The organism is Telluria sp. LT2P80 (assembly GCF_059685955.1).
Window position 1 is genome coordinate 248,262 of sequence record NZ_JCASIO010000006.1, and the last position, 18,723, is coordinate 266,984.

15 protein-coding genes are annotated in these 18,723 nt (G+C 64.1%); 8 read left to right on the top strand and 7 right to left on the bottom strand.

The window, feature by feature from the left end; translation table 11 throughout:
- Positions 1 to 45 precede the first annotated feature (45 nt).
- The gene (locus tag AC56LW_RS16980; RefSeq protein ID WP_499636254.1) at positions 46 to 3,255 is read right to left on the bottom strand and encodes a DUF4214 domain-containing protein; all 3,210 of its coding nucleotides are present in this window, start codon (positions 3,253 to 3,255) and stop codon (positions 46 to 48) included.
- A 204-nt stretch (positions 3,256 to 3,459) separates the two neighbouring features.
- Here AC56LW_RS16980 and AC56LW_RS16985 point away from each other — a divergent pair, with 204 nt between their 5' ends.
- From AC56LW_RS16985 to AC56LW_RS16995, 3 genes are all read left to right on the top strand, one after another.
- Positions 3,460 to 4,977 carry a BCCT family transporter gene (locus AC56LW_RS16985; RefSeq protein WP_499636256.1) on the top strand — a complete coding sequence of 506 codons (1,518 nt, stop codon included), beginning with the start codon at positions 3,460 to 3,462 and terminating at the stop codon, positions 4,975 to 4,977.
- Between the two features lie 240 nt (positions 4,978 to 5,217).
- On the top strand, positions 5,218 to 6,357 hold the full coding sequence (locus AC56LW_RS16990) for a glutathione-independent formaldehyde dehydrogenase (protein WP_332530513.1): 1,140 nt from the start codon (positions 5,218 to 5,220) through the stop codon (positions 6,355 to 6,357).
- Positions 6,358 to 6,413: 56 nt separating this feature from the next.
- The gene (locus AC56LW_RS16995; RefSeq protein ID WP_499636258.1) at positions 6,414 to 6,623 is read left to right on the top strand and encodes a hypervirulence associated TUDOR domain-containing protein; all 210 of its coding nucleotides are present in this window, start codon (positions 6,414 to 6,416) and stop codon (positions 6,621 to 6,623) included.
- 20 nt (positions 6,624 to 6,643) lie between these two features.
- On the opposite strand, the gene AC56LW_RS17000 is transcribed toward AC56LW_RS16995, so the two are convergent.
- Positions 6,644 to 7,036, bottom strand: coding sequence for a hypothetical protein (locus tag AC56LW_RS17000; protein ID WP_499636260.1), 393 nt, complete (start codon positions 7,034 to 7,036; stop codon positions 6,644 to 6,646).
- Between the two features lie 149 nt (positions 7,037 to 7,185).
- Between AC56LW_RS17000 and AC56LW_RS17005 the strand changes: the two genes are divergently transcribed.
- The 4 genes from AC56LW_RS17005 (at position 7,186) to AC56LW_RS17020 (ending at position 13,101) form a co-directional block, all read left to right on the top strand.
- Positions 7,186 to 7,851, top strand: a complete 666-nt coding sequence (locus AC56LW_RS17005) for a response regulator (protein ID WP_499636262.1) — start codon at positions 7,186 to 7,188, stop codon at positions 7,849 to 7,851.
- The gene (locus AC56LW_RS17010) at positions 7,841 to 9,211 is read left to right on the top strand and encodes an ATP-binding protein (protein WP_499636264.1); all 1,371 of its coding nucleotides are present in this window, start codon (positions 7,841 to 7,843) and stop codon (positions 9,209 to 9,211) included. Before AC56LW_RS17005 ends, AC56LW_RS17010 begins: the two co-directional genes overlap by 11 nt.
- Positions 9,212 to 9,287: 76 nt before the next feature.
- Complete coding sequence (locus tag AC56LW_RS17015; RefSeq protein WP_499636266.1) at positions 9,288 to 9,722, top strand: YgiW/YdeI family stress tolerance OB fold protein; 435 nt, start codon at positions 9,288 to 9,290, stop codon at positions 9,720 to 9,722.
- Positions 9,723 to 9,780: 58 nt separating this feature from the next.
- Positions 9,781 to 13,101: a DEAD/DEAH box helicase gene (locus AC56LW_RS17020; protein ID WP_499636268.1), complete on the top strand. Its 3,321-nt coding sequence runs from the start codon at positions 9,781 to 9,783 to the stop codon at positions 13,099 to 13,101.
- A gap of 63 nt (positions 13,102 to 13,164) precedes the next feature.
- On the opposite strand, the gene AC56LW_RS17025 is transcribed toward AC56LW_RS17020, so the two are convergent.
- The 4 genes from AC56LW_RS17025 to AC56LW_RS17040 form a co-directional block, all read right to left on the bottom strand.
- Positions 13,165 to 13,668 (bottom strand): host attachment protein, encoded by a 504-nt coding sequence (locus AC56LW_RS17025; protein WP_499574334.1) that lies wholly within the window; start codon positions 13,666 to 13,668, stop codon positions 13,165 to 13,167.
- Positions 13,669 to 14,176: 508 nt separating this feature from the next.
- Positions 14,177 to 15,664 (bottom strand): PA domain-containing protein, encoded by a 1,488-nt coding sequence (locus AC56LW_RS17030; RefSeq protein ID WP_499636270.1) that lies wholly within the window; start codon positions 15,662 to 15,664, stop codon positions 14,177 to 14,179.
- 2 nt (positions 15,665 to 15,666) lie between these two features.
- Positions 15,667 to 16,077, bottom strand: coding sequence for a post-PEP-CTERM-1 domain-containing protein (locus tag AC56LW_RS17035; RefSeq protein WP_499500683.1), 411 nt, complete (start codon positions 16,075 to 16,077; stop codon positions 15,667 to 15,669).
- Positions 16,078 to 16,157: 80 nt separating this feature from the next.
- Complete coding sequence (locus AC56LW_RS17040) at positions 16,158 to 16,778, bottom strand: choice-of-anchor J domain-containing protein (protein WP_499636272.1); 621 nt, start codon at positions 16,776 to 16,778, stop codon at positions 16,158 to 16,160.
- 344 nt (positions 16,779 to 17,122) lie between these two features.
- Here AC56LW_RS17040 and AC56LW_RS17045 point away from each other — a divergent pair, with 344 nt between their 5' ends.
- Positions 17,123 to 17,659: a hypothetical protein gene (locus AC56LW_RS17045; RefSeq protein WP_499636274.1), complete on the top strand. Its 537-nt coding sequence runs from the start codon at positions 17,123 to 17,125 to the stop codon at positions 17,657 to 17,659.
- Here AC56LW_RS17045 and AC56LW_RS17050 read toward each other — a convergent pair.
- Positions 17,656 to 18,654: an alpha/beta fold hydrolase gene (locus AC56LW_RS17050; protein WP_499636276.1), complete on the bottom strand. Its 999-nt coding sequence runs from the start codon at positions 18,652 to 18,654 to the stop codon at positions 17,656 to 17,658. The genes AC56LW_RS17045 and AC56LW_RS17050 overlap by 4 nt on opposite strands.
- Between the last annotated feature and the right edge of the window lie 69 nt (positions 18,655 to 18,723).

Here is an 18,723-nt window from a genome sequence, read left to right on the forward strand (position 1 = left end):
CTATGTGTAGCCTGGAAAATACAGTCCCCGCCCCGCCGCGTCTCATCACTCCCAGGGCTGGTAAGCGATGCCCTGGCCGATCAGGTCCGCCACTGCCGCGACGTTTTCACCGCTTTCGCTGAACGAGGCCAATACGCCTGCCACGTTGTCGCGGCCCGAGTCGAGGACGTCGAGCCAGAAGGCGAAGCCACTGTCGTCCGGCGCACGGTCCAGCACATTGCGGTAAAGCAGACCGACCACGGCGGCATTGCTCGGCGCCGCGCCGTACATGTCACGGAACTCCCGCGAATCGGCAAACCCGCCGGCGACGGCGCCGAGCGATGCGCCGCGATCGAGTACGGCGATCCAGTAACCCAGACCAATTTCGTCGGGCGCGCGGTCAAACGCGGCGCGGTAAATGCGGTAGGCCTGGCCGGCGGCGCCGTCCAGATCCAGGGCCAGCGTGCGGTTGGCAAATTGCAGACGTTCGACGGACTCGAGCTGGTCGCGGTTGTCGTTCATGCCTGCTACCCGTTCATGGATGGTCCAGGTGCCGGTCGCGGCCGAGCCGGCAATCGTGTAGTTGTCGCGCCCGGCCGTGTAACGGACGGTGTCGATCCCGGCGCCGCCATGCAGCAGGTCGCCGCCGGCCCCGCCAATGAGTACGTCGTTGCCGTCGTCACCATACAACCGGTTGTTGCCAAGGCTGTCCTCCAGAACGTCGTTACCGTCGCCGCCGTGCAATTCATCGTTGCCTTCATTGCCGTTCAGGAAATCCCTGCCGTCGCCACCCTCAAGCACGTCGTTGCCAGCGCCACCGTTGATGGTGTCATTGCCGGCCAGGCCGCGTACCAGATCGTCGAGCCGGCCACCGGAGAGGCGATCGTCGAGCAGGCTGCCAGCGACCGTCTGGCCCCGCGACGAGCCGTCCGGATGGCTGCCCTCATGGAAGTTGTCGGACGTGAACGCACTGACCGTCGTGTTCTCGAGCACAACTTGGGTCGCAAACGTGCGTGGACCGGCCGCGCCGTCTGCATCGATCTGGAGCAGCACGTGGCTGCCATACTGCACCATGCGCGCGCCGCCGCCCGTGCCGAAGGGATTGTCGGCGCGGTAGTAAAAGAAGGAAAAAACGTCCAGCATATCGCCGCCGGCGCCGGTCTGGAAATCACGGATCGTGATCACTGCGGCCGGATCGTTGAATTCGTTGAACCTGTAATGGTCGCTGCCGCTGCCACCCGTGACGTCGATCCGGCGCGACGTGTCCAGGTATTGGAACCTCATCGTATCGTCGCCCTCGCCGCCATCGATCTGCAGGCCTGGCGCGTCGGCCGGTTCGCTGCCGTGGCTCAGCGTGATCTCATCGTTGCCGGCGCCGCCGATGATCTTTCTGACCGCGCTGCCTTCGACATCGATCCTGTCGTCGCCCGCGCCGCCATCGAGCAGCGATCCTGTGCCGCCCACCCAGAGGCCATCGTCACGCAGCCGGTCGTCGCCTTCGCCGCCGCGCAGGATGTTCGCGCCCTGCGCGTCCCTGAGGTCGTCGTTGCCATCGCCGCCCTCGAGGGTATCGTCCCCGTCGCCACCGGACAGCTGGTCGTTGCCTGCGCCGCCCTGCAGCAAGTCATTGCCAACGTTGCCGTCCAGCGTGTCGTTGCCCGCGCCACCGCGCAGGGTGTCGTTGCCGGCGCGCCCGTCGAGCTGGTCGTCGCCGTCGCCGCCATCGATCGTATCGTCCTGTGTGTCGCCCACCAGCACATCATTTCCAGCGGTGCCGGTCTGCACGCTGCCCTGGCTGCTGCCATTGGGGTGGTAGCCGTTGACGAACTGCGTGCTGCCGAGCGATGCCAGCGAGACGTTGGCCAGGACGGCCGCCAGCTCGAACGCATGCGTGCTGCCCGCGACACCGTCAAGATCGATGTACAACGCAACGTCCGCACCTTCCTGGCGTGCGTTCAGATAACCGGCAGCGCCGAAGGGATTGTCCGTCAGGCCATACGGAAGACCACGGCTCAGGTCGATGCGGTCGGCGCCGCCAAAGTCGGTGATGATCAGGTTGGTACCGGTTGCCAGGACCTCGAACAGGTCGGCGCCGGCCCCGCCACTGGCACGGATCGCCACGGCGTTGCGCGTCTCGTCGAACACCAGGGTGTCGTTGCCTTCTCCGCCGTCGACAGTGATGGTGCGGCCCGGCGCACCGTTGCCGCGCAGGTTCAGATAGTCGTCGCCGGCGCCTGCCAGCATGGTGTCGGCGCCGCTGCCACCGGACAGATAATCATTGCCGATGCCACCCTCGAGCAGATTGGTGCCTTCCGAGTAGCTCTCGAGCCGGTCTTTGCCTGCGCCGCCGCGCAGGACGTTGTCACCGGCACCGTCGCGCAGCGTGTCATCGCCGTCGCCACCATCAAGTATGTCATTGCCGGCGCCGCCGAACAGAGCGTCGTTACCGCCCAATCCCAGCAGCCGGTCGTCGAGCACCGTGCCGTTGAGCGTGTCGTTACCGGCAGTACCGGTCAGGAGCATGCCGGTGGTGCCACCGCGCGGATCGAAGCCATCGACGAAATTGGCTGCGCCGACCTGCCCGGGCGTGACGCCTCGCAGGGTGACCAACGTGAGATAGAGCGCAGGATCGCCCGTGCTCTGTTTTTGCAGCAGGGTGTCGGCGCCGGACGCGACCAGTCGCAGGATACCTGTGTCGAAGGGATTGCCGACCGGTTCGACGTTGAACATCCGGCGGATGTCGATCTGGTCGCCGCCCGCGCCGGTCGTGAAGTCGGTGATCACGATCTCTTGCGCTAAATTAAGCGGACCAAACTGGTTCAGGACGAAGCGATCGCTGCCGGCACCACCGGCCAGGCTGCCGGTGCCCACCATGACGCCCGCGATATCGATTGCAATGGTGTCGTCGCCCGCGCCGCCATCGGCGACGGTTGCCACGCCGTTCGTGAACCAGCTGATCTGGATATAGTCGTTGCCGGCGCCGCCAGCGTAGGTGCTGCCGCTGGAACCGGTCAAGGTATCGTTACCGTTGCCGCCGAAGAAGTGGTTGGCGCCGAGGCTGTCTTCGATCCGGTCATCCCCGTCGCCGCCTTCGATGCGGTCGTCGCCGCCGCCGCCTCGCAAGTCGTCATTGCCACCGTAACCGTAGATCGTGTCATTCCCCTCACCGCCATTGATGTTGTCGCGCTGGTCGCTGCCATGGATGGTGTCATTCTGTTCAGTACCGGTCAGGTTGACGGGACCGGGGCCGGCGCTTTGGAGCAGGGCATTGATCATGCGAAAAATCCAGTGAATATCGTAATGGCCGTGACTATTGCGGAACTACACATCCCTGTCCAGATAATTGAAGGCTTGATGCGTTTTGCATACAGATCGCGCACGCTATACAGTTGCTGCGCCGCAGCAAATTTACAAATCACTTACAATTGCGTGGTCATTTAACCATCACAACGCCCCGCGCGTTCTGTCTCTGGAGAAACTATGCAGACAGCATTATCGGCGGGCTTCATCCTCGCCATCGTTCTGTGGGGTGTCATTTCGCCCGACACCATGGGTCCGCTGTTCGAGACCGCACTTGCTACCGTCACCCGCAATTTCGGGTGGTTCTACCTCTGGGTCGTGCTGGGCATGGTCGTGTTCGTCGCGTTCCTCGCCTTCAGCCGTTACGGCAACCTGAAACTCGGCGGCGAAGACGACGAGCCGGAATTCGCGCTGGGCAGCTGGTTTTCGATGCTGTTTGCCGCCGGCATGGGCATCGGCCTCGTGTTTTTCGGCGTGGCCGAGCCGATCTCGCACTACATCGAAGCACCGCCTGGCACCGTGTCGAACACGCCGGAAGCGGCGGGCGCGGCCATGCGCTACACCTTCTTCCACTGGGGTATTCACCCGTGGGCGGTATACAGCGCCGTGGCGCTGGCCATTGCCTTCTTCCAGTACCGGCGCGGCGGTGTCGCCCTCGTCAGCACCGTGACGGACGCGCTGCCATGGCCGATCGTCAAGCACATGGGCGGGTTCTTCAACGGCCTGGCCGTGGTGGCAACCGCCTTCGGCGTGGCGGCCTCGCTTGGTGTGGGTGCGCTGCAGATCAACAACGGTCTGAATACCGTGTTCGGCCTGGAGGTGAGCGAAGCGTCGCAGATTGGCATCATCGTGCTGGCCACCGTCATGTTCCTGGGCTCGGCCGTTACCGGCGTCGCGCGCGGCGTCAAGATCCTGTCGAACGCCAACATGACCGTGGCCGCGCTGCTGGCGCTGGCCGTGTTCATCCTTGGCCCGACCGTGGCGATCATCGACACGCTCACCAGTACCCTGGGCAACTACGTCACCGAATTCGTCCGCATGAGCTTGCGCGCGACGCCGTTCCGCGACAGCACCTGGGTCGGCAGCTGGACCATCTTCTACTGGGCCTGGTGGATTTCATGGTCGCCATTCGTGGGCCTGTTCATCGCCCGCGTCTCGCGTGGCCGCACGATCCGTGAATTCATCCTGGGCACGATGCTGGCGCCGACACTGGCCGCGTTCATCTGGTTCTCGATCTTTGGTGGCACTGCATTGCACATGCAGATCTGGCAGCAGATCCCGATTGCCGACGCCGTGCGCGCCGATACGGCCACCGCGCTGTTCGCGATGTTCGACGCCATGCCGTTCGGCACGCTGATGTCGGGCGTGGCCACGTTGCTGGTGGTGGTCTTCTTTGTCACATCGGGTGATTCGGCCGTGCTGGTGCTGAGCATGATGAGCAGCGGCGGCAATCCGAATCCGTCGACCCGCAGCAAGCTGCTGTGGGGCGGCCTGATCGCCGGTATTGCGATCAGCCTGTTGCTGGCAGGGGGACTGAAGGCGCTGCAGACCGCGACCATCGTGTTTGCCGTGCCGTTTTCGCTGGTGATTATCCTGATGCTGATCTCGCTCTGGCGCGGGGTGCTTGAAGACTGGACGGCGCACGAGAAGCAGGAACGCGAACTGCGTCGCCGGGTGCGTCAGATCGTCGAGAAGTAAGCGTCAATCTCGTACGACACGAACGGCCAGCCGCAGTTGCGGGCTGGCCGTTTTTTCATGCGCTGATGCTCCAGCGAGCAGTCGAATTTCCTCCCGTTATCGACTTGGCACGCTAATGGGCCATGCCACGTAGGCGCATGCGCCGCTGCCGCCCGGTCTGTGACCTGGCGAACAGAGCATCAATCGTGCGACTCCCAAAGTAGGTGTTTTATTCACCGAACGCCTCACGAAGGGAACCCAATGAAAGCACTTGTCTACAACGGACCATGCGACGTCCAGATCAAGAACGTGCCGGATGCCACGATCGAGAAGCCGACCGATGTGCTGGTGCGCATCACGACCACCAACATCTGCGGCTCTGACCTGCACATGTACGAAGGTCGCACCAGCATGGAAACGGGCCGCATTCTGGGTCACGAAAACATGGGTGAAGTCATCGCTGTCGGCAAGGCCGTCGACCGCGTCAAGGTCGGCGACATGGTCTGCCTGCCATTCAATATCGGTTGCGGCTTTTGCGAAAGTTGCGAGCGCGGCCTGACCGGTTTTTGCCTGACCTGCAACCCGGGCAACGCGGGCGCGGCCTACGGCTTTGCCGGCATGGGCCCGTACAGCGGTGGCCAGGCTGAACTGCTGCGCGTGCCATACGGCGACTTCAATTGCCTGGTGCTGCCAAAGGATGCACAGGAAAAGGAAAACGATTACGTGATGCTGTCGGATATTTTCCCGACCGGTTACCACGCAACCGAACTGGCGCAGATGAAGCCGGGCGACTCGGTGGCCATCTATGGCGCTGGTCCGGTGGGCCTGATGGCCGCGATGTCGGCTTTCCTCAAGGGCGCAAGCCGCGTGTTCGTCGTCGACCCGAACAAGGATCGCCTGGCGCTGGCTGAGAAGATGGGCGCGATCGGCATCAATGACATCGAAGGCGACGGCGCGGCGCAGATCAAGGAACTGACGGACGGCCAGGGCGCCGATTGCGGTTGCGAATGCGTGGGCTACCAGTGCTGTGACAAGCATGGCAAGGAAGTGCCGAACCTGACGATGAACAATCTGGTCGAAGCAGTCAAGCCAACCGGCGGCATCGGCGTGGTGGGCGTGTTCCTGCCGGAAGATCCGGGTGCGAAGGACGAGCTGGCCAAGGAAGGCAAGCTGGCGTTCGACTACGGCAAATTGTGGTTCAAGGGCCAGCGCATCGGCAACGGCCAGGCCAACGTCAAGGCGTACAACCGCAGCCTCGCCAAGCTGATCCACGCCGGCCGCGCCAAGCCGTCGCAGATCATCTCGCACGAGCTGTCGCTGGACGAAGCGCCGCACGCGTACAAGAAGTTCGATGAGCGCGCTGATGGCTGGACCAAGGTGATTCTCAAGCCGGGCCAGTAAGTTGCAACGTGGATCGGGGTGTCCCGGTTCACGTCATTGCTGAAAGGAGCAGGGCCATGACGACAACGTTCAAGGCCGGTGACAAGGTGGAATGGGAGTCATCCCAGGGCAAGGTCACCGGCAAGATCAAGAAGAAGTTGACAGCGCCGACCGACATCAAGAGTCACCATGTCGCGGCGTCCAAAGAACATCCGGAATACCTGGTGGTCAGCGACAAGACCGGGGCGGAGGCGGCGCACAAGGCGTCAGCGCTGAAGAAAGCGTAAAGCCTGCGCGGGCTTCAGACTCAGCGCTGCACCGGAGCTGCCTGCTGCGTCGTCCCGGACTGCACGACGCAGCTGCGCGTGCACTGCTGGTAGGATTTGTCACAGCGATCAGCGCGGTCAAGCCGGCGGTGCGTGTCGCCTGCAGCTTGCAGGGCGCGCGCGCCTTGGCCCGGCACTGCGCCCTCGGCGGTTCGCGCCAGCGGATTGCGGGCAGCGGTCTCGGGCGGCGGCACAAAGCGTTCCTTGCCACCCGAACTGGCCTCGACGCGGCATTCGCGCTGCGTCGATTCGCACATCGAGGTACAAAAATTCGTGTCGGCTGCCAGCGCCGGGCCGGTGGCCAGCATGCCGAGGCACGCCATCAGCGACGCGGCCGGCGCAGCAAGGCAGGTCAATGCAAGTCGAAAGGTCATGGCGTGAAGTCGAACGTGGAAAATTGCCAGTCTACGGCATCGGTATCGCTGAAAACTCACGCATTCTCATCTGCGGCGCGCATGCTTTAAGATTCGGTTCACCTTGTCGCGCAAGCATGGCAAGGCATTCCATTCACTCATTCCACATCATGCGCATTTTGCTCGTCGAAGACGACCTCTCCCTTGGCGACACCATCCAGGCCTGGTTGCGCCTCGATGGTCACGCCGTCGACTGGGTCCAGCGTGGCGACTCGGCGCAGACGGCCCTGATGACCCATCGCTATGACTGCGTGCTGCTCGACCGCGGCTTGCCGGGCCTGTCCGGCGACGCCTTGCTGGACCAGTTGCGCGCCGCCGGCAATGGCGTGGCCGTCATCCTGATCACGGCCTTCAATGCGCTCGCCGATCGCGTCGAAGGCCTGGACCTGGGCGCCGACGATTACCTCGTCAAGCCGTTCGAACTCGAGGAAATGTCGGCCCGTATCCGCGCGGCCGTGCGCCGCGGCGCGAACCAGGTGAGCAATGACCTCGTGCACGGCGAGATCGCCCTGAACCTGGACACCAAGGCGGCCAGCCTGCGCGGCGTGCCCGTCGCGCTGACGGCGCGCGAGTACAACGTGCTGTATGCGCTGCTGCTGCGCAAGAACAGCATCGTCACCCGGGCCCAGATCGAAGAGACGCTGTACGGCTGGGGCGACGAAGTCGAGAGCAATGCCATCGAGGTCTACGTGCACAACCTGCGCAAGAAGTTCGGCAGCGACAGCATCGTCACCGTGCGCGGGCTGGGCTACCGGATGAAGACCGATGGTGAATGATTTGCCGGTGCAGCCGTGGTCGCTGCGCCGGCGCCTCTTGATGGCCATCGTGGCCGCCAGCACCGTTCTGTGGCTGGCCAGCCTGGGCATCGTCACCGTCATCGCCTGGCAGGAAACCAATGACGTGTTCGACGATGCGCTCGAGGAATCGGGCCACATGATCATGGCCGCCACCACCGACTGGAACGAGCGCGGCCTGTTGCTGCGGCCCGGGCTCGAGAGCCGGCCCGGCCGCAAGGTCGACATGCAGTACCAGATCGTGACGGACGGGCGCGTCATCCAGCGTACTGGCGGCGCGCCCGCGCAGCCGTTCGTGACGGATTTCGATGAGCAGGACGGCTTCGCCGACGTGCGCAACAACGGCGATCCGTGGCGCGTGTTCGTCGTGCGCGACGCGGCGCGCAGCGTCGAGGTGCAGGTTGGCCAGCAGCAGAGCAAGCGCTTTGATATCCTCGAAGAACTGGCCGAATCGCTGTGGCTGCCCGTGCTGGGCTTCCTGCTGCTGCTGGCGCTCGTGTGCTGGGTGCTGACCGGACGCGTGCTGAAACCCTTGCGCCAGACGGCGGCAAGCATCGCGGCCAAGACGCCGCACGACCTGACGCAGGTCGCCACCGCCGGCCAGGCGCGCGAAGTGCTGCCGATCGTGCAGGCACTCAATGGCGTGCTGGGTCGCCTGGAAGCGGCGCTGCAGGCCGAGCGCCGCTTCACGGCCGACGCCGCGCACGAGCTGCGTACACCGCTGGCGGGTCTGCACATGCACGTGCAGCTGCTGCAGCGCCAGTATCCCGAACTGGCCGCGCCGTTCCAGAAGCTGCGCCACGATATCGCGCGCACGACCGGGCTGGTCGACAGCCTCCTGACGCTGGCGCGTCTGGACCCGCTGGCGCGCGAACAACTGGTGCGCCAGCCGGTGCCGCTACCGGCGCTGCTCGAGCGACTCGTCGGCGCGCATGCGCAAGAAGCAGCGGCACGCGGCATCACCATCGCCGTACACTGCGCGCTCGACTCCGTGGAGGCCGACCCGCAGATGCTCGACATCGTGCTGCGCAACCTGCTCGACAATGCGCTGCGCTATTGCCCGGATGGCAGCCGCATCGCCATCGATGCGCGCCGGCACGGCGGGTTCGACCGCATTGCCGTGCGCGACAATGGCGCGGGTGTGGATGCCGCCAGCCGCGCGCGCCTGAGTGAGCGCTTCTTCCGCGTGCTGGGGCAGGGCCAGCCGGGCAGCGGACTCGGTCTGTCGATCGTCCGGCGCATCGCCGATCTGCACGGCATCGCGCTGGCCTTTGGCACGGGCCTTGACGGGCGCGGCCTGGGTGTCACGCTCGACTTCGATGCGCCCTTAAGATCGGTTTAATGTCCCGCCGGTGTAATGCGTCTGTGCCTGCCAACGCTGTGCAGGCAACGACCCACCAACTACCGAGGACTTGACCATGAAATGTATTTCGCACATCGCCTGCATCGCCCTGTTGATCACCGGTTCGGCCGCCGCTGTCGCCCAGACCGCGGCAACCCAGACTGCAACGCCGGCTGCAACCGCGACCGCCGCCCCGGCCGCCAAGGCCGCGCCATCGGGCTATGCCGGTCCGTCGGGCGCGCCGTTGATGACCGCCAAGGACTTGCTGGCCAATGGCAAGGATGACCAGTACGTGCGCCTCAAGGGCAAGCTCACCAGCCACAAGGGCGACGAGAACTACGAGTTCACCGACGCCAGCGGCAAGATCATGGTCGAGATCGACGCGGACCGTTTCCCTGCCGGCGTGACGGTCGATCACAACACGCTGGTGGAACTCACGGGCGAGTTCGACAAGGAAATGTTTGGCGACTCTACCGTGGACGTCGAGCAGATCAAGGTCGTCGCGCAGTAAGAACTGACGTGTTCGGGCGATAATGGTGGCTTCGCCGCCATGATTGACCGATTTGCCCATGCATTACGATTACGCCGACCTGACGCACAACTTCGACCCCGGCGCCCTGCAGCGTGGCCACGATTACGCCGATGACGGCCATGTCCTGGTCGCGCAGTGGCAGGCCGACCGGCTGGTCGGCGAAGTCGCCGGCAGCGGCGGGGCAACCTACCATCAGACCATCCGCGTGTTCACGCGCCGCGAGCAGGTCAACTTCGACGGTCGTTGCACCTGCCCCGTCGGCTACAACTGCAAGCACGTGGTGTCGGTCCTGATCAAGGACATCGAGTGCCGCGAACGCGAAGCCCGACAGGCCCCCGGCGCGGCCAACGCCGTCGCGCAGCACTGGCTCATGCAGCTCTCGCAGCTGAGCCAGATCACGCAGCCGGCACTGTCGGCCACGGGCGCGGTGACCATCCTGGCCTGGGTCCTGGTGCCGGATCTGCACGGCCACTCCCGGCTGCACCTGCGCAAGGGCCGCCAGGGCAAGCGCGCCGGCATCGGCGCCAGCTCCAGCGACGTCAACCACCATGGCCTGCTGCGCGATCCGCCTGCCTGGATCGCGACCGGTGACGTCGAACTGTTGCGCCAGTTTGCCGGCCTGGCCGCAGCGTCGGGCGGCCTGGGCGTCGCGCGGCCGCAAGGCGCGCTGGGCGCACGCCTGCTGGCCCAGCTGGTCGCGCAAGAGCGGCTGCTGCGCGCCCACACGCCAGAGGATCTGGCGCGCGGCCGGGTCACGCCGCTGCTGGCCGGCCCGAAGCGCGCGGCCGTGATCGACTGGCATCCGCTCGACGGCGATCCCGATGCGCTTCAGCTGAGCTGGCAATTTGCCGGTGGCGGCGCGCGCGAGCAGCAGATTCCCGACGAAGTATTGCCAACCGAACCGGCCTGCTACATCGATGGCGACCTGATCGGGGAGCTGACGCTGCCCGCTTTGCTGGCACCCTTGCCGCTGGAGATGCTGCTCGGCGCGGTGGAGCAGGCGCCGCTGCTGTGGCCGGAGCACCGCGCCAGCGTGGCGACGCGCATGGCCGAGCTTGGCCTGGATGGCGTGTTCCCGCTGCCGCAGGTGCTGGAAACGCAAGAGCGCAGCGACGTGGCGCCGGTACCTCTGCTGGTGCTCGACAGCATGCTGGCCAGGCAGCGCGGCGACTACCGCTGGTACGACCATGCCACGCTGATGTTCGACTACGACGGCTGGATTGCGGAACCCGACGACGGGCCGGTGCTGCGCCGCGTCGAAAACACCAGGGTTCAGCTCATCGTGCGCAACGCCGCGCTCGAGGCGGCGGCGCGGGCGCTGCTGACCGGGCTGGGGTTCGCCGAACCGCCACCCGAGTCGCCGCTGCTGGATCTGCCCGGCGCCTTGCAGCTTGCCGACGAGGCGGCCTGGGTCGGCTTCGTGCGCGATGCGCTGCCGCGCCTGGAGGCGGCCGGCTGGCAGGTCGAGATCGAAGCCGATTATCGCTACCACCTGGCCGAGGTCGACGACTGGTACGCCGAACTCGATGAAGAAGGCGAGGGCGGGCAAGCCTGGTTCGCGCTCGAGCTGGGCATTGTCGTGAACGGCCAGCGGCACGCGTTGCTTCCCTTGCTGCTCAAGATGATCCGCGCCGCGCCGCAGGAGTTCGATCCGGTGGTCCTGGCCACGCGCGCCGACGAGGGCGACCTGGTGATCGAGCTCGACGACGAAACGCGCGTGGCCGTGACCTGGGGCCGCATCAAGCCGATTCTGGTCACGCTGGGCGAGCTGTACTTCAATGAGCGCATGGGCAGCCGGGTGCGCCTGCCGGTGATGGATGCGGCGCGGCTGGCCGAACTCGAGCGAGCAGCACACCTTCGCTGGATGGGCGGCGAGCGCCTGCGCGCACTGGGCCGCAAGCTCAACGACTTCGACGGCATCCGGCCGGTCGCGTTGCCCGTTGGCCTGCAGGCCGACCTGCGGCCCTACCAGCGCAGCGGCCTGGCCTGGCTGCAATTTTTGCGCGAGTATGAATTCGGCGGCATCCTGGCCGACGACATGGGCCTGGGCAAGACGATCCAGGCGCTGGCCCACATCCTGGTCGAGAAAGAAGCGGGGCGGCTCGATCGCCCGGCGCTGGTCGTGGCGCCCACGAGCCTGATGCCCAACTGGCAGGCCGAAGCGGCGCGGTTCACGCCCGGCCTGCGCGTGCTGCTGTTGCACGGCAAGGAGCGCACGGCGCTGTTCGATGGCATCGGCGACGTCGACGTGGTCCTGACCACCTACGCGCTGCTCGGGCGCGACGAAGTGGCGCTGCGCGGTCACCGCTATCACCTGTTGATCCTCGATGAAGCGCAGTACATCAAGAACAGCCGCAGCAAGGCGGCGCAGACAGCGCGCCTGCTCGACGCGCGCCATCGCCTGTGCCTGACCGGCACGCCGGTACAGAACCACCTGGGCGAATTGTGGTCGCAGTTCCATTTCCTGATGCCGGGCTTGCTGGGCGACGAGCGGGGCTTCAACACCGTGTTTCGCAAACCGATCGAGCAGGGTGGCGACATGGGTCGCAAGGACCTGCTGGTGCGGCGCCTGAAACCGTTCATGCTGCGCCGAACCAAGGACAAGGTCGCGACCGAACTGCCACCCAAGACCGAGATCATCCTGCCGGTCGAACTCGGCGGCGTCCAGCGCGACCTGTACGAAACGGTGCGCGTGGCCATGGACCGCAAGGTGCGCGACGAGATCGATCGCAAGGGCCTGGCGCGCAGCCACATCGTGATTCTCGAGGCGCTGCTCAAGCTGCGCCAGGTGTGCTGCGATCCGCGCCTGCTCAAGACGGGCGCGGCCGGCGGTTCGGCCAAGCTCGAGGCGCTGATGGAATTGCTCGACACGCTCATCAGCGAAGGCCGCAAGGTGCTGGTGTTTTCGCAGTTCACGAGCATGCTGGCGCTGATTGCCGATGAACTCAACGCGCGCAGCATCGCCTACGTCGAACTCACGGGCAGCACGGTCGACCGCGCCGCACCGGTCGCTGCGTTCCAGGCGGGGCAGGTGGGCGTATTCCTGATCAGCCTGAAGGCCGGCGGCGTGGGCCTCAATCTCACGGCGGCCGACACCGTCATCCACTACGATCCGTGGTGGAATCCGGCCAGCGAAAACCAGGCCACCGACCGCGCCTGGCGCATTGGCCAGACGCAGCCGGTCTTCGTCTACAAGCTGATCGCGCGCGGCACGCTGGAAGAAAAAATCCAGGACATGCAGCGCCGCAAGGGCGATCTAGCCAATGCCCTGCTGGCGGGCGATACCGAACTGGCGCCCGCCATCGGGGCTGAGGACCTGCGCGAGATCTTCTCACCGGTCGAACACGCACGGCCATAACGCAACAGGCCGGCCGAAGTGACGGGCCTGTCGGGGCTGGAACAACCTTGTGGTGTTTCGACCTTAGGCTTTTTCGAGATGCGCCGCGAGTTGGCCGCGCAGTTCGTGGCCACTCGAGTGCGTGTAATCCTTGTTGAGCTCATGCGTGATCAGCGCCTTGACCTGCGGATCGATTGCCGTGCGTAGCAGACCCAGGAACTCGGGCGATGCGGACACGATCAGATGCTGGTACTGGCCTTTCTGTTGGCCTTGCAACAGGTACGCGGCAACGTCCTTGGCAAACTTTTGCGCTTCGTGCTCGGCTGGCGTGACCGCTGGCTGGTAGTCGCTGCCCGGCGCGCCTGCCTGTGCAGCGTGCTCGAAGCCGCCGCCCTGGCCGCCACCGATATTGTGGCCGCTGTTGCCGGCCGAGCGCGGGCTCAGTCGGTCGGTCACGATGTCGCTCACGCGCTGCTGTGCAGCAGGATTGACCATGTCTTCCACTTCTTGCAGCGACTTGGCAGATTTGGCATCGGCAAAAATACGTGCACGACCGGCATTGGCCGCGATAATCCAGGTTGTAGGCATAGAGTCCCCTGATTGAATGGTGAGTGGGCGCATCTGGCGCTGCGGGGCCTGGGCCCCGGCTGGCGCGATGCGCACGAAGGCCATCGCCGACAGTGGCGGACACGAACGATGCACAGCATCGACCCGCGTTCCCTGCCTGGCGACAAGTGATGATTTAGTATAGCCCTGTCAAAAAATCCACGTCGCACCGCGTTCCTGCCGTGCGTGCCTGGTGAGGTGCCGGATACCAAGTGGATCAATTTGCTGGTGGACGTGCAGTAGCGTACTGAACGGGGAGGCTGCAGGGCGCAAGATGGATCCATCGACACTGCAAACACGGAAGGAACACTATCATGGGTAAATTTTTCATTGGCTGGCTCCTGGGCATCCCGGTTGTTGTACTGGTCATCCTGTACCTGATCTTCTGATCGACGATCGTTCGCAGCAAATAAAAACGCCACCTTGCAAGGTGGCGTTTTTGTTTGCACGCTTCACGACACCTGGCGCCGTGAAGCGTTTTATCCAACGATTACCAGCCGATATCCTTCAGCAGTGGCAGCGTCAGATCCTGCGGTGGCGACACCGACAGGGTCAGGTCCGAATTGATGCTTGGCTCCATCAGCAGGTTTGGCGATGCCGTCACGTCCCAGTGCGAGACCGACGAACCCGGTGCCAGCGTGGCTGGGGTGTACAGCAGCGGACGACCAAAGGCATCGGCGCCAGCCTTGCGGGTGTTGTCAATGGCAAACGTTGCAGTGACCGCACCGGCTTGTGCACGCGAGCCGTATGGCTTGGCGGCGGCCACGGCCGCTTTCAGCAGTTCGCCTTCCGCTTGCGTGATACCCACCGACGGGATGGTGACGCTGGCATCGGTGCCACCTGGAACGAGCGGGCCTGCCGCGTTGTTAGCCAGCACGACGCCGATCGCACCGGCGTTCTGTGCATTCTTGACCTTGAGGGCAAAAGCGCAGGCGCCGCGATTGATGATCGGTACCTTGCCGCGGACCGCTGCGGTATTGGCTGCATCGAATGGTGAGCATCCAGGCCCGATTTCACCAGCCTGAGGCGTGATCGTGGTCAGCACGCCAAGCTTGCCGGAGGTTGGTGCAACTGGGCCGAAGGATGATGCATTGAATTCCATCGTCGGGATGGTGCTGCCCGGGCCGGCTGATTTCAGCAGTGGCGTGCCGCGCAGGATGCTGGCGCCGGCAACCGAGTTGGCACCGGTCCAGGCCAGTCCCAGCGGGTTGATCGCCGAGGCGCGGCGTTCGGACGACGTCATGTTCAGCCAGCTCTTCTTGGCTGTGTTGTCGTACATGAACTCTTCCCAGACGCTTGGCAGGCCGCCTTCGGACACATACGCCGAGCCCGCCGCATTGATGCGGAAACCAGTCGAGGTCTGCACGCTGACGACCGAGAAGCCCAGGCCGTGGCCCAGTTCGTGCAGCAGGGTTGCTGCAAAGTTCACCTGGCCGCCGGCATTGCCGTCCAGGCCCAGGTAGAAGCTGCTGCCTGCGAGGCAGTTCGGCTGACCGAGGTTGACGTTGAACTGGGTCTTGATGTCGACGTTGCCGTAGCCCGTGCCGTCGTCAGGAATGCCTGCAGTCAGGTTGACGCCGGCCAGCTTGTTGGCCAGTGCTGCCGGATACCAGGTGTTTTTCTTGCCGCCTGGGAAGTTATTCCAGATATTCCATGCGCCGGCGCTGCCCAGCGTGGCCGAGGTGGCGGTGCAGTTCAGTGCTTCCCAGCCGGCTGACACGGTGATCGTCACGTTGCTCTGGAGATTGCGCTCCCAGATATCGGCAACGTGGCGGTACACGTTCATGCGTTGCTGGCCGAGTGTCGTGCCATTATTGCCGCCAACCGGTGCCACCGGGGTGGCATCGTTGAAGCCGAAGCCGGCTGGATCGCGGCTCTGGATGGTGATGGTTGCAGCTTGCGCGGCGATGCAGGTCAGGATGCTGGCGGTGGCCAGTACGGTGCGTGCGGCGGTGAGCGAGAAGGATGGGGTGCGCATGATTACTCCGTGACAGGCGTAATGGTGTGAACGTGGCCGGTCGAATCGGCATTCTGGGTGTCGCCGTGCGTAACGGTAATGCTGCCGTCGGCGTTACGAACTGCCACTGACGTGGTCATGAATTCGTCGGTCAGACGGGCGCCGCGCGCGCCGCTGCTGTGGGATTTCTGCAGGGTTGCTTTCGGTGCGATGCGCGCGTAGGCCCTGACGGACTGCGCTTTCAGCGCGACTGCTTCGGCAGGGGTGGCGCCGCGCAGCTTGCCGGTTTCGGCATCGCGCACGACGGTCAGGGACTCATTCGAGACGACCGGTGCTTCCTGGGCAATGGCGGACTGGCCGGCGAAACCCATCAGGGCAAAGGCAATGCCGGCGGCGCGCAGCGCGCGCAGGCCGGTTTGTTGTTTCTGGAACATGACACTCTCCTGGAAAAACCTGTTCGATGCAAAAGGTGCGAAGCGCAGTGTGCTTCGGCGGACAACGTGGCGTGGCGCGCTCAGGCGCGTTTGCGGCGACGTGCGGCAACCAGGCCCATGGCGCCAGCGGCCAGAATCAGGATGCTCGACGGTTCAGGCACGTCGACCATGACGGAGTCGAGGCCGACATAGTTCGACTCGGCCGTTTCGCCGGTGTATTGGAAGCCGAAGCGGGCAGAGCCCTCGCGTGGGCCGATCCAGGCCGTGTATTGCGTCCAGCCATTCTTGCCAACGGTGAAGCTCGGGACCAGGTCAAATCCGATACCGTCGGTGTCGACAAAACCAAACGCAAACTTGTCGCTGAAGCCTTCTTCGTCGACTGCCCGCAGCCAGAACGAGACGGTTACGCCGAGCACGGTCGAGAATTCAGGGGTGTACAGCCAGTTGTTGAGTGTGCCGCCGTCGACACCGCTGTTGAAACTGGTGGCGACGAACGATTCCGGTGCGCCGCTTTGGGCATCGAATTTCGTTTGATCGCCCTGGAACCAATTGAGAGTACCAAGTGGAGCGCTCTTGTTGTCCACGATCCAGCCCTTGCTCTGGAGCGTGTTGACATCGTCAAAACCTTCATTGACTACGACCGCGGCGGATGCCGAAGCCATCATTCCGGAAACCAGCAATGCGAGTAATGCGTTCTTCATTCTATTGCGCTCCAAGTGTGTACGATGAACGGGGCCGCATTCGTGTCACAGCCCCCTGTATCGGATGTCGTAACGATTATTCGACGACCATGGGAGCCAATGCATATTACGTGCCAGCAAAACAAGGCGTTGATTTCTATAAGGAATATTTTTCGAAATGAAAATTCAGTAATTAATTGTAAGATTTTCCGACAAATTTCATACGCTTGTCACATAAATAACGACACTTTATTTTTCAATTTGCGGCATGACGCTATTTTGTTGCCATTGAGTAGGTTTTGTTGATGATTTGGCAGTGTGGCGACATGTCGTGTTTACAGTGATTTTTCTGGAGCGGGACCACGATGCATCTTCTTTTTCCTTCACTGGCGCTCACCTGCCTGCTGGCTGGTTGTGCTGCTGTTCCGGCGCCCTCTGACGGCGACAGCTTCATGGCCACACTCAGAACCATGTGCGGGCAGCGCTTCGAGGGCGGCCAGACCTATGCGGTCGATCCGAACAACGAGTTCGCCAACAAGACCATCTCGACTGAAGTCATCTGCAACCCGGCCGATGTGCGCATGCCGGTCAAAGTTGGCGAAGATCGCTCGCGCACGTGGATTTTCACGCGCCCGGCAGCAGGGCTGGAATTGCGCCATGACCATCGTCACGCTGACGGCACTCCAGACAGGGTAACGATGTACGGCGGCATGGCGCAGCCCGGCGGCACTGCGCGCTCGCAGGCATTCCTGGCAGACGCTTATACGGCCCGGCTGGTTTCCGGCGCGGACACCAATTTGTGGACTGTGACCGTCAGTGAGGACGGCGCCGTGCTCACTTACCGCCTGGAGCGACACGCCAGGCCACGCGCCGAGTTCGTCATGAGGCGCGTGCCGGATTAAGCCGGCGTCCAGGTCGCCGTATCGGCCCGGAGCGTGTCAGCGAATGACAGGATCACCTCGTTCACGATGCCGGGCCGCTCCCGGTGCAGCCAGTGACCCGCGCCGTCGACGGTCACGGTGCCGTGCAATTGCGGCACCAGCCTGGGCATATCGGCAATGATGCGCTCCATGCCCGGTATCGCCATGCCCGGATCGCGCGATCCGACGGCAAACAGGGCAGGGACGCTGACCTGCATGCCATCGAGGCTGCCTTGCAACTGCCAGTTGCGGTCCAGGTTGCGGTAATAGTTCAGGGCGCCACGGAATCCGGCCTGCCCGAAGGCTGCAACCGCAGTATCCAGGCCGGATGCCAGCCAGTCGGACACCTGGGCGGGGTCGGGCAGGTCGGGGAGCATGCCGCGCGCGGGCGCGACCATGCCGAACGGATTGGGTGTGCCGTCGCCTGCACAGCGCGGGCCGGCGTCGCCCGACGCGCCGTAATAGATCTTGCGCAGGGTGGCCGGGATGTCGCGCTCGAGTTCCTGCTCTGCAATCCCGGGTTCCTGGAAATACAGCGTGTAGAAGAGTGCGTCATCCGTGCGGGGAAACAAACCGGTGGGTGGGATGGGCGAGCGCGCCATCATCGGCACGCCCAGTGCCACGATACCTGCGATGCGGTCCGGCCGCATCAGGGCCAGTTGCCACGCGATCGTCGCGCCCCAGTCCGCACCGACGACGATGGCGCGTTCGATCGACAATGTATCGAGCAGGCCGATCAGGTCGCCCACCGCATGAAACACCGTATAAACATCGATTGCCAGTGGCGCCGATGACGCGCCAAACCCACGCAGATCCGGCGCCAGCACACGGTACCCAGCCGCGGCGAGTACCGGGATCTGCGCGCGCCATGCGTCGCCCGTTTCCGGAAAACCGTGGCAGAGCAGCAGGGTTGGCCCCTTGCCCGCCTCCAGATAAGACACGGTGATGCCATTGACCTTGGCCGAGTTGCGTCGCATGCTGCCCTCCATTGTTCAGTCGATGCGTAACATCATATGTTTCGGATTGGGCGGGGTCAAGTGGCGTAA

Coding starts and splice junctions, on each gene's coding strand:
- AC56LW_RS17000 (WP_499636260.1), bottom strand. CDS start 7,036: ATGACCTTTCGACTTGCATTGACCTGCCTTGCTGCGCCGGCCGCGTCG.
- AC56LW_RS17005 (WP_499636262.1), top strand. CDS start 7,186: ATGCGCATTTTGCTCGTCGAAGACGACCTCTCCCTTGGCGACACCATC.
- AC56LW_RS17035 (WP_499500683.1), bottom strand. CDS start 16,077: ATGTTCCAGAAACAACAAACCGGCCTGCGCGCGCTGCGCGCCGCCGGC.
- AC56LW_RS16995 (WP_499636258.1), top strand. CDS start 6,414: ATGACGACAACGTTCAAGGCCGGTGACAAGGTGGAATGGGAGTCATCC.
- AC56LW_RS17045 (WP_499636274.1), top strand. CDS start 17,123: ATGCATCTTCTTTTTCCTTCACTGGCGCTCACCTGCCTGCTGGCTGGT.
- AC56LW_RS17030 (WP_499636270.1), bottom strand. CDS start 15,664: ATGCGCACCCCATCCTTCTCGCTCACCGCCGCACGCACCGTACTGGCC.
- AC56LW_RS17050 (WP_499636276.1), bottom strand. CDS start 18,654: ATGCGACGCAACTCGGCCAAGGTCAATGGCATCACCGTGTCTTATCTG.
- AC56LW_RS17015 (WP_499636266.1), top strand. CDS start 9,288: ATGAAATGTATTTCGCACATCGCCTGCATCGCCCTGTTGATCACCGGT.
- AC56LW_RS17025 (WP_499574334.1), bottom strand. CDS start 13,668: ATGCCTACAACCTGGATTATCGCGGCCAATGCCGGTCGTGCACGTATT.
- AC56LW_RS16980 (WP_499636254.1), bottom strand. CDS start 3,255: ATGATCAATGCCCTGCTCCAAAGCGCCGGCCCCGGTCCCGTCAACCTG.
- AC56LW_RS17010 (WP_499636264.1), top strand. CDS start 7,841: ATGGTGAATGATTTGCCGGTGCAGCCGTGGTCGCTGCGCCGGCGCCTC.
- AC56LW_RS17040 (WP_499636272.1), bottom strand. CDS start 16,778: ATGAAGAACGCATTACTCGCATTGCTGGTTTCCGGAATGATGGCTTCG.
- AC56LW_RS17020 (WP_499636268.1), top strand. CDS start 9,781: ATGCATTACGATTACGCCGACCTGACGCACAACTTCGACCCCGGCGCC.
- AC56LW_RS16985 (WP_499636256.1), top strand. CDS start 3,460: ATGCAGACAGCATTATCGGCGGGCTTCATCCTCGCCATCGTTCTGTGG.
- AC56LW_RS16990 (WP_332530513.1), top strand. CDS start 5,218: ATGAAAGCACTTGTCTACAACGGACCATGCGACGTCCAGATCAAGAAC.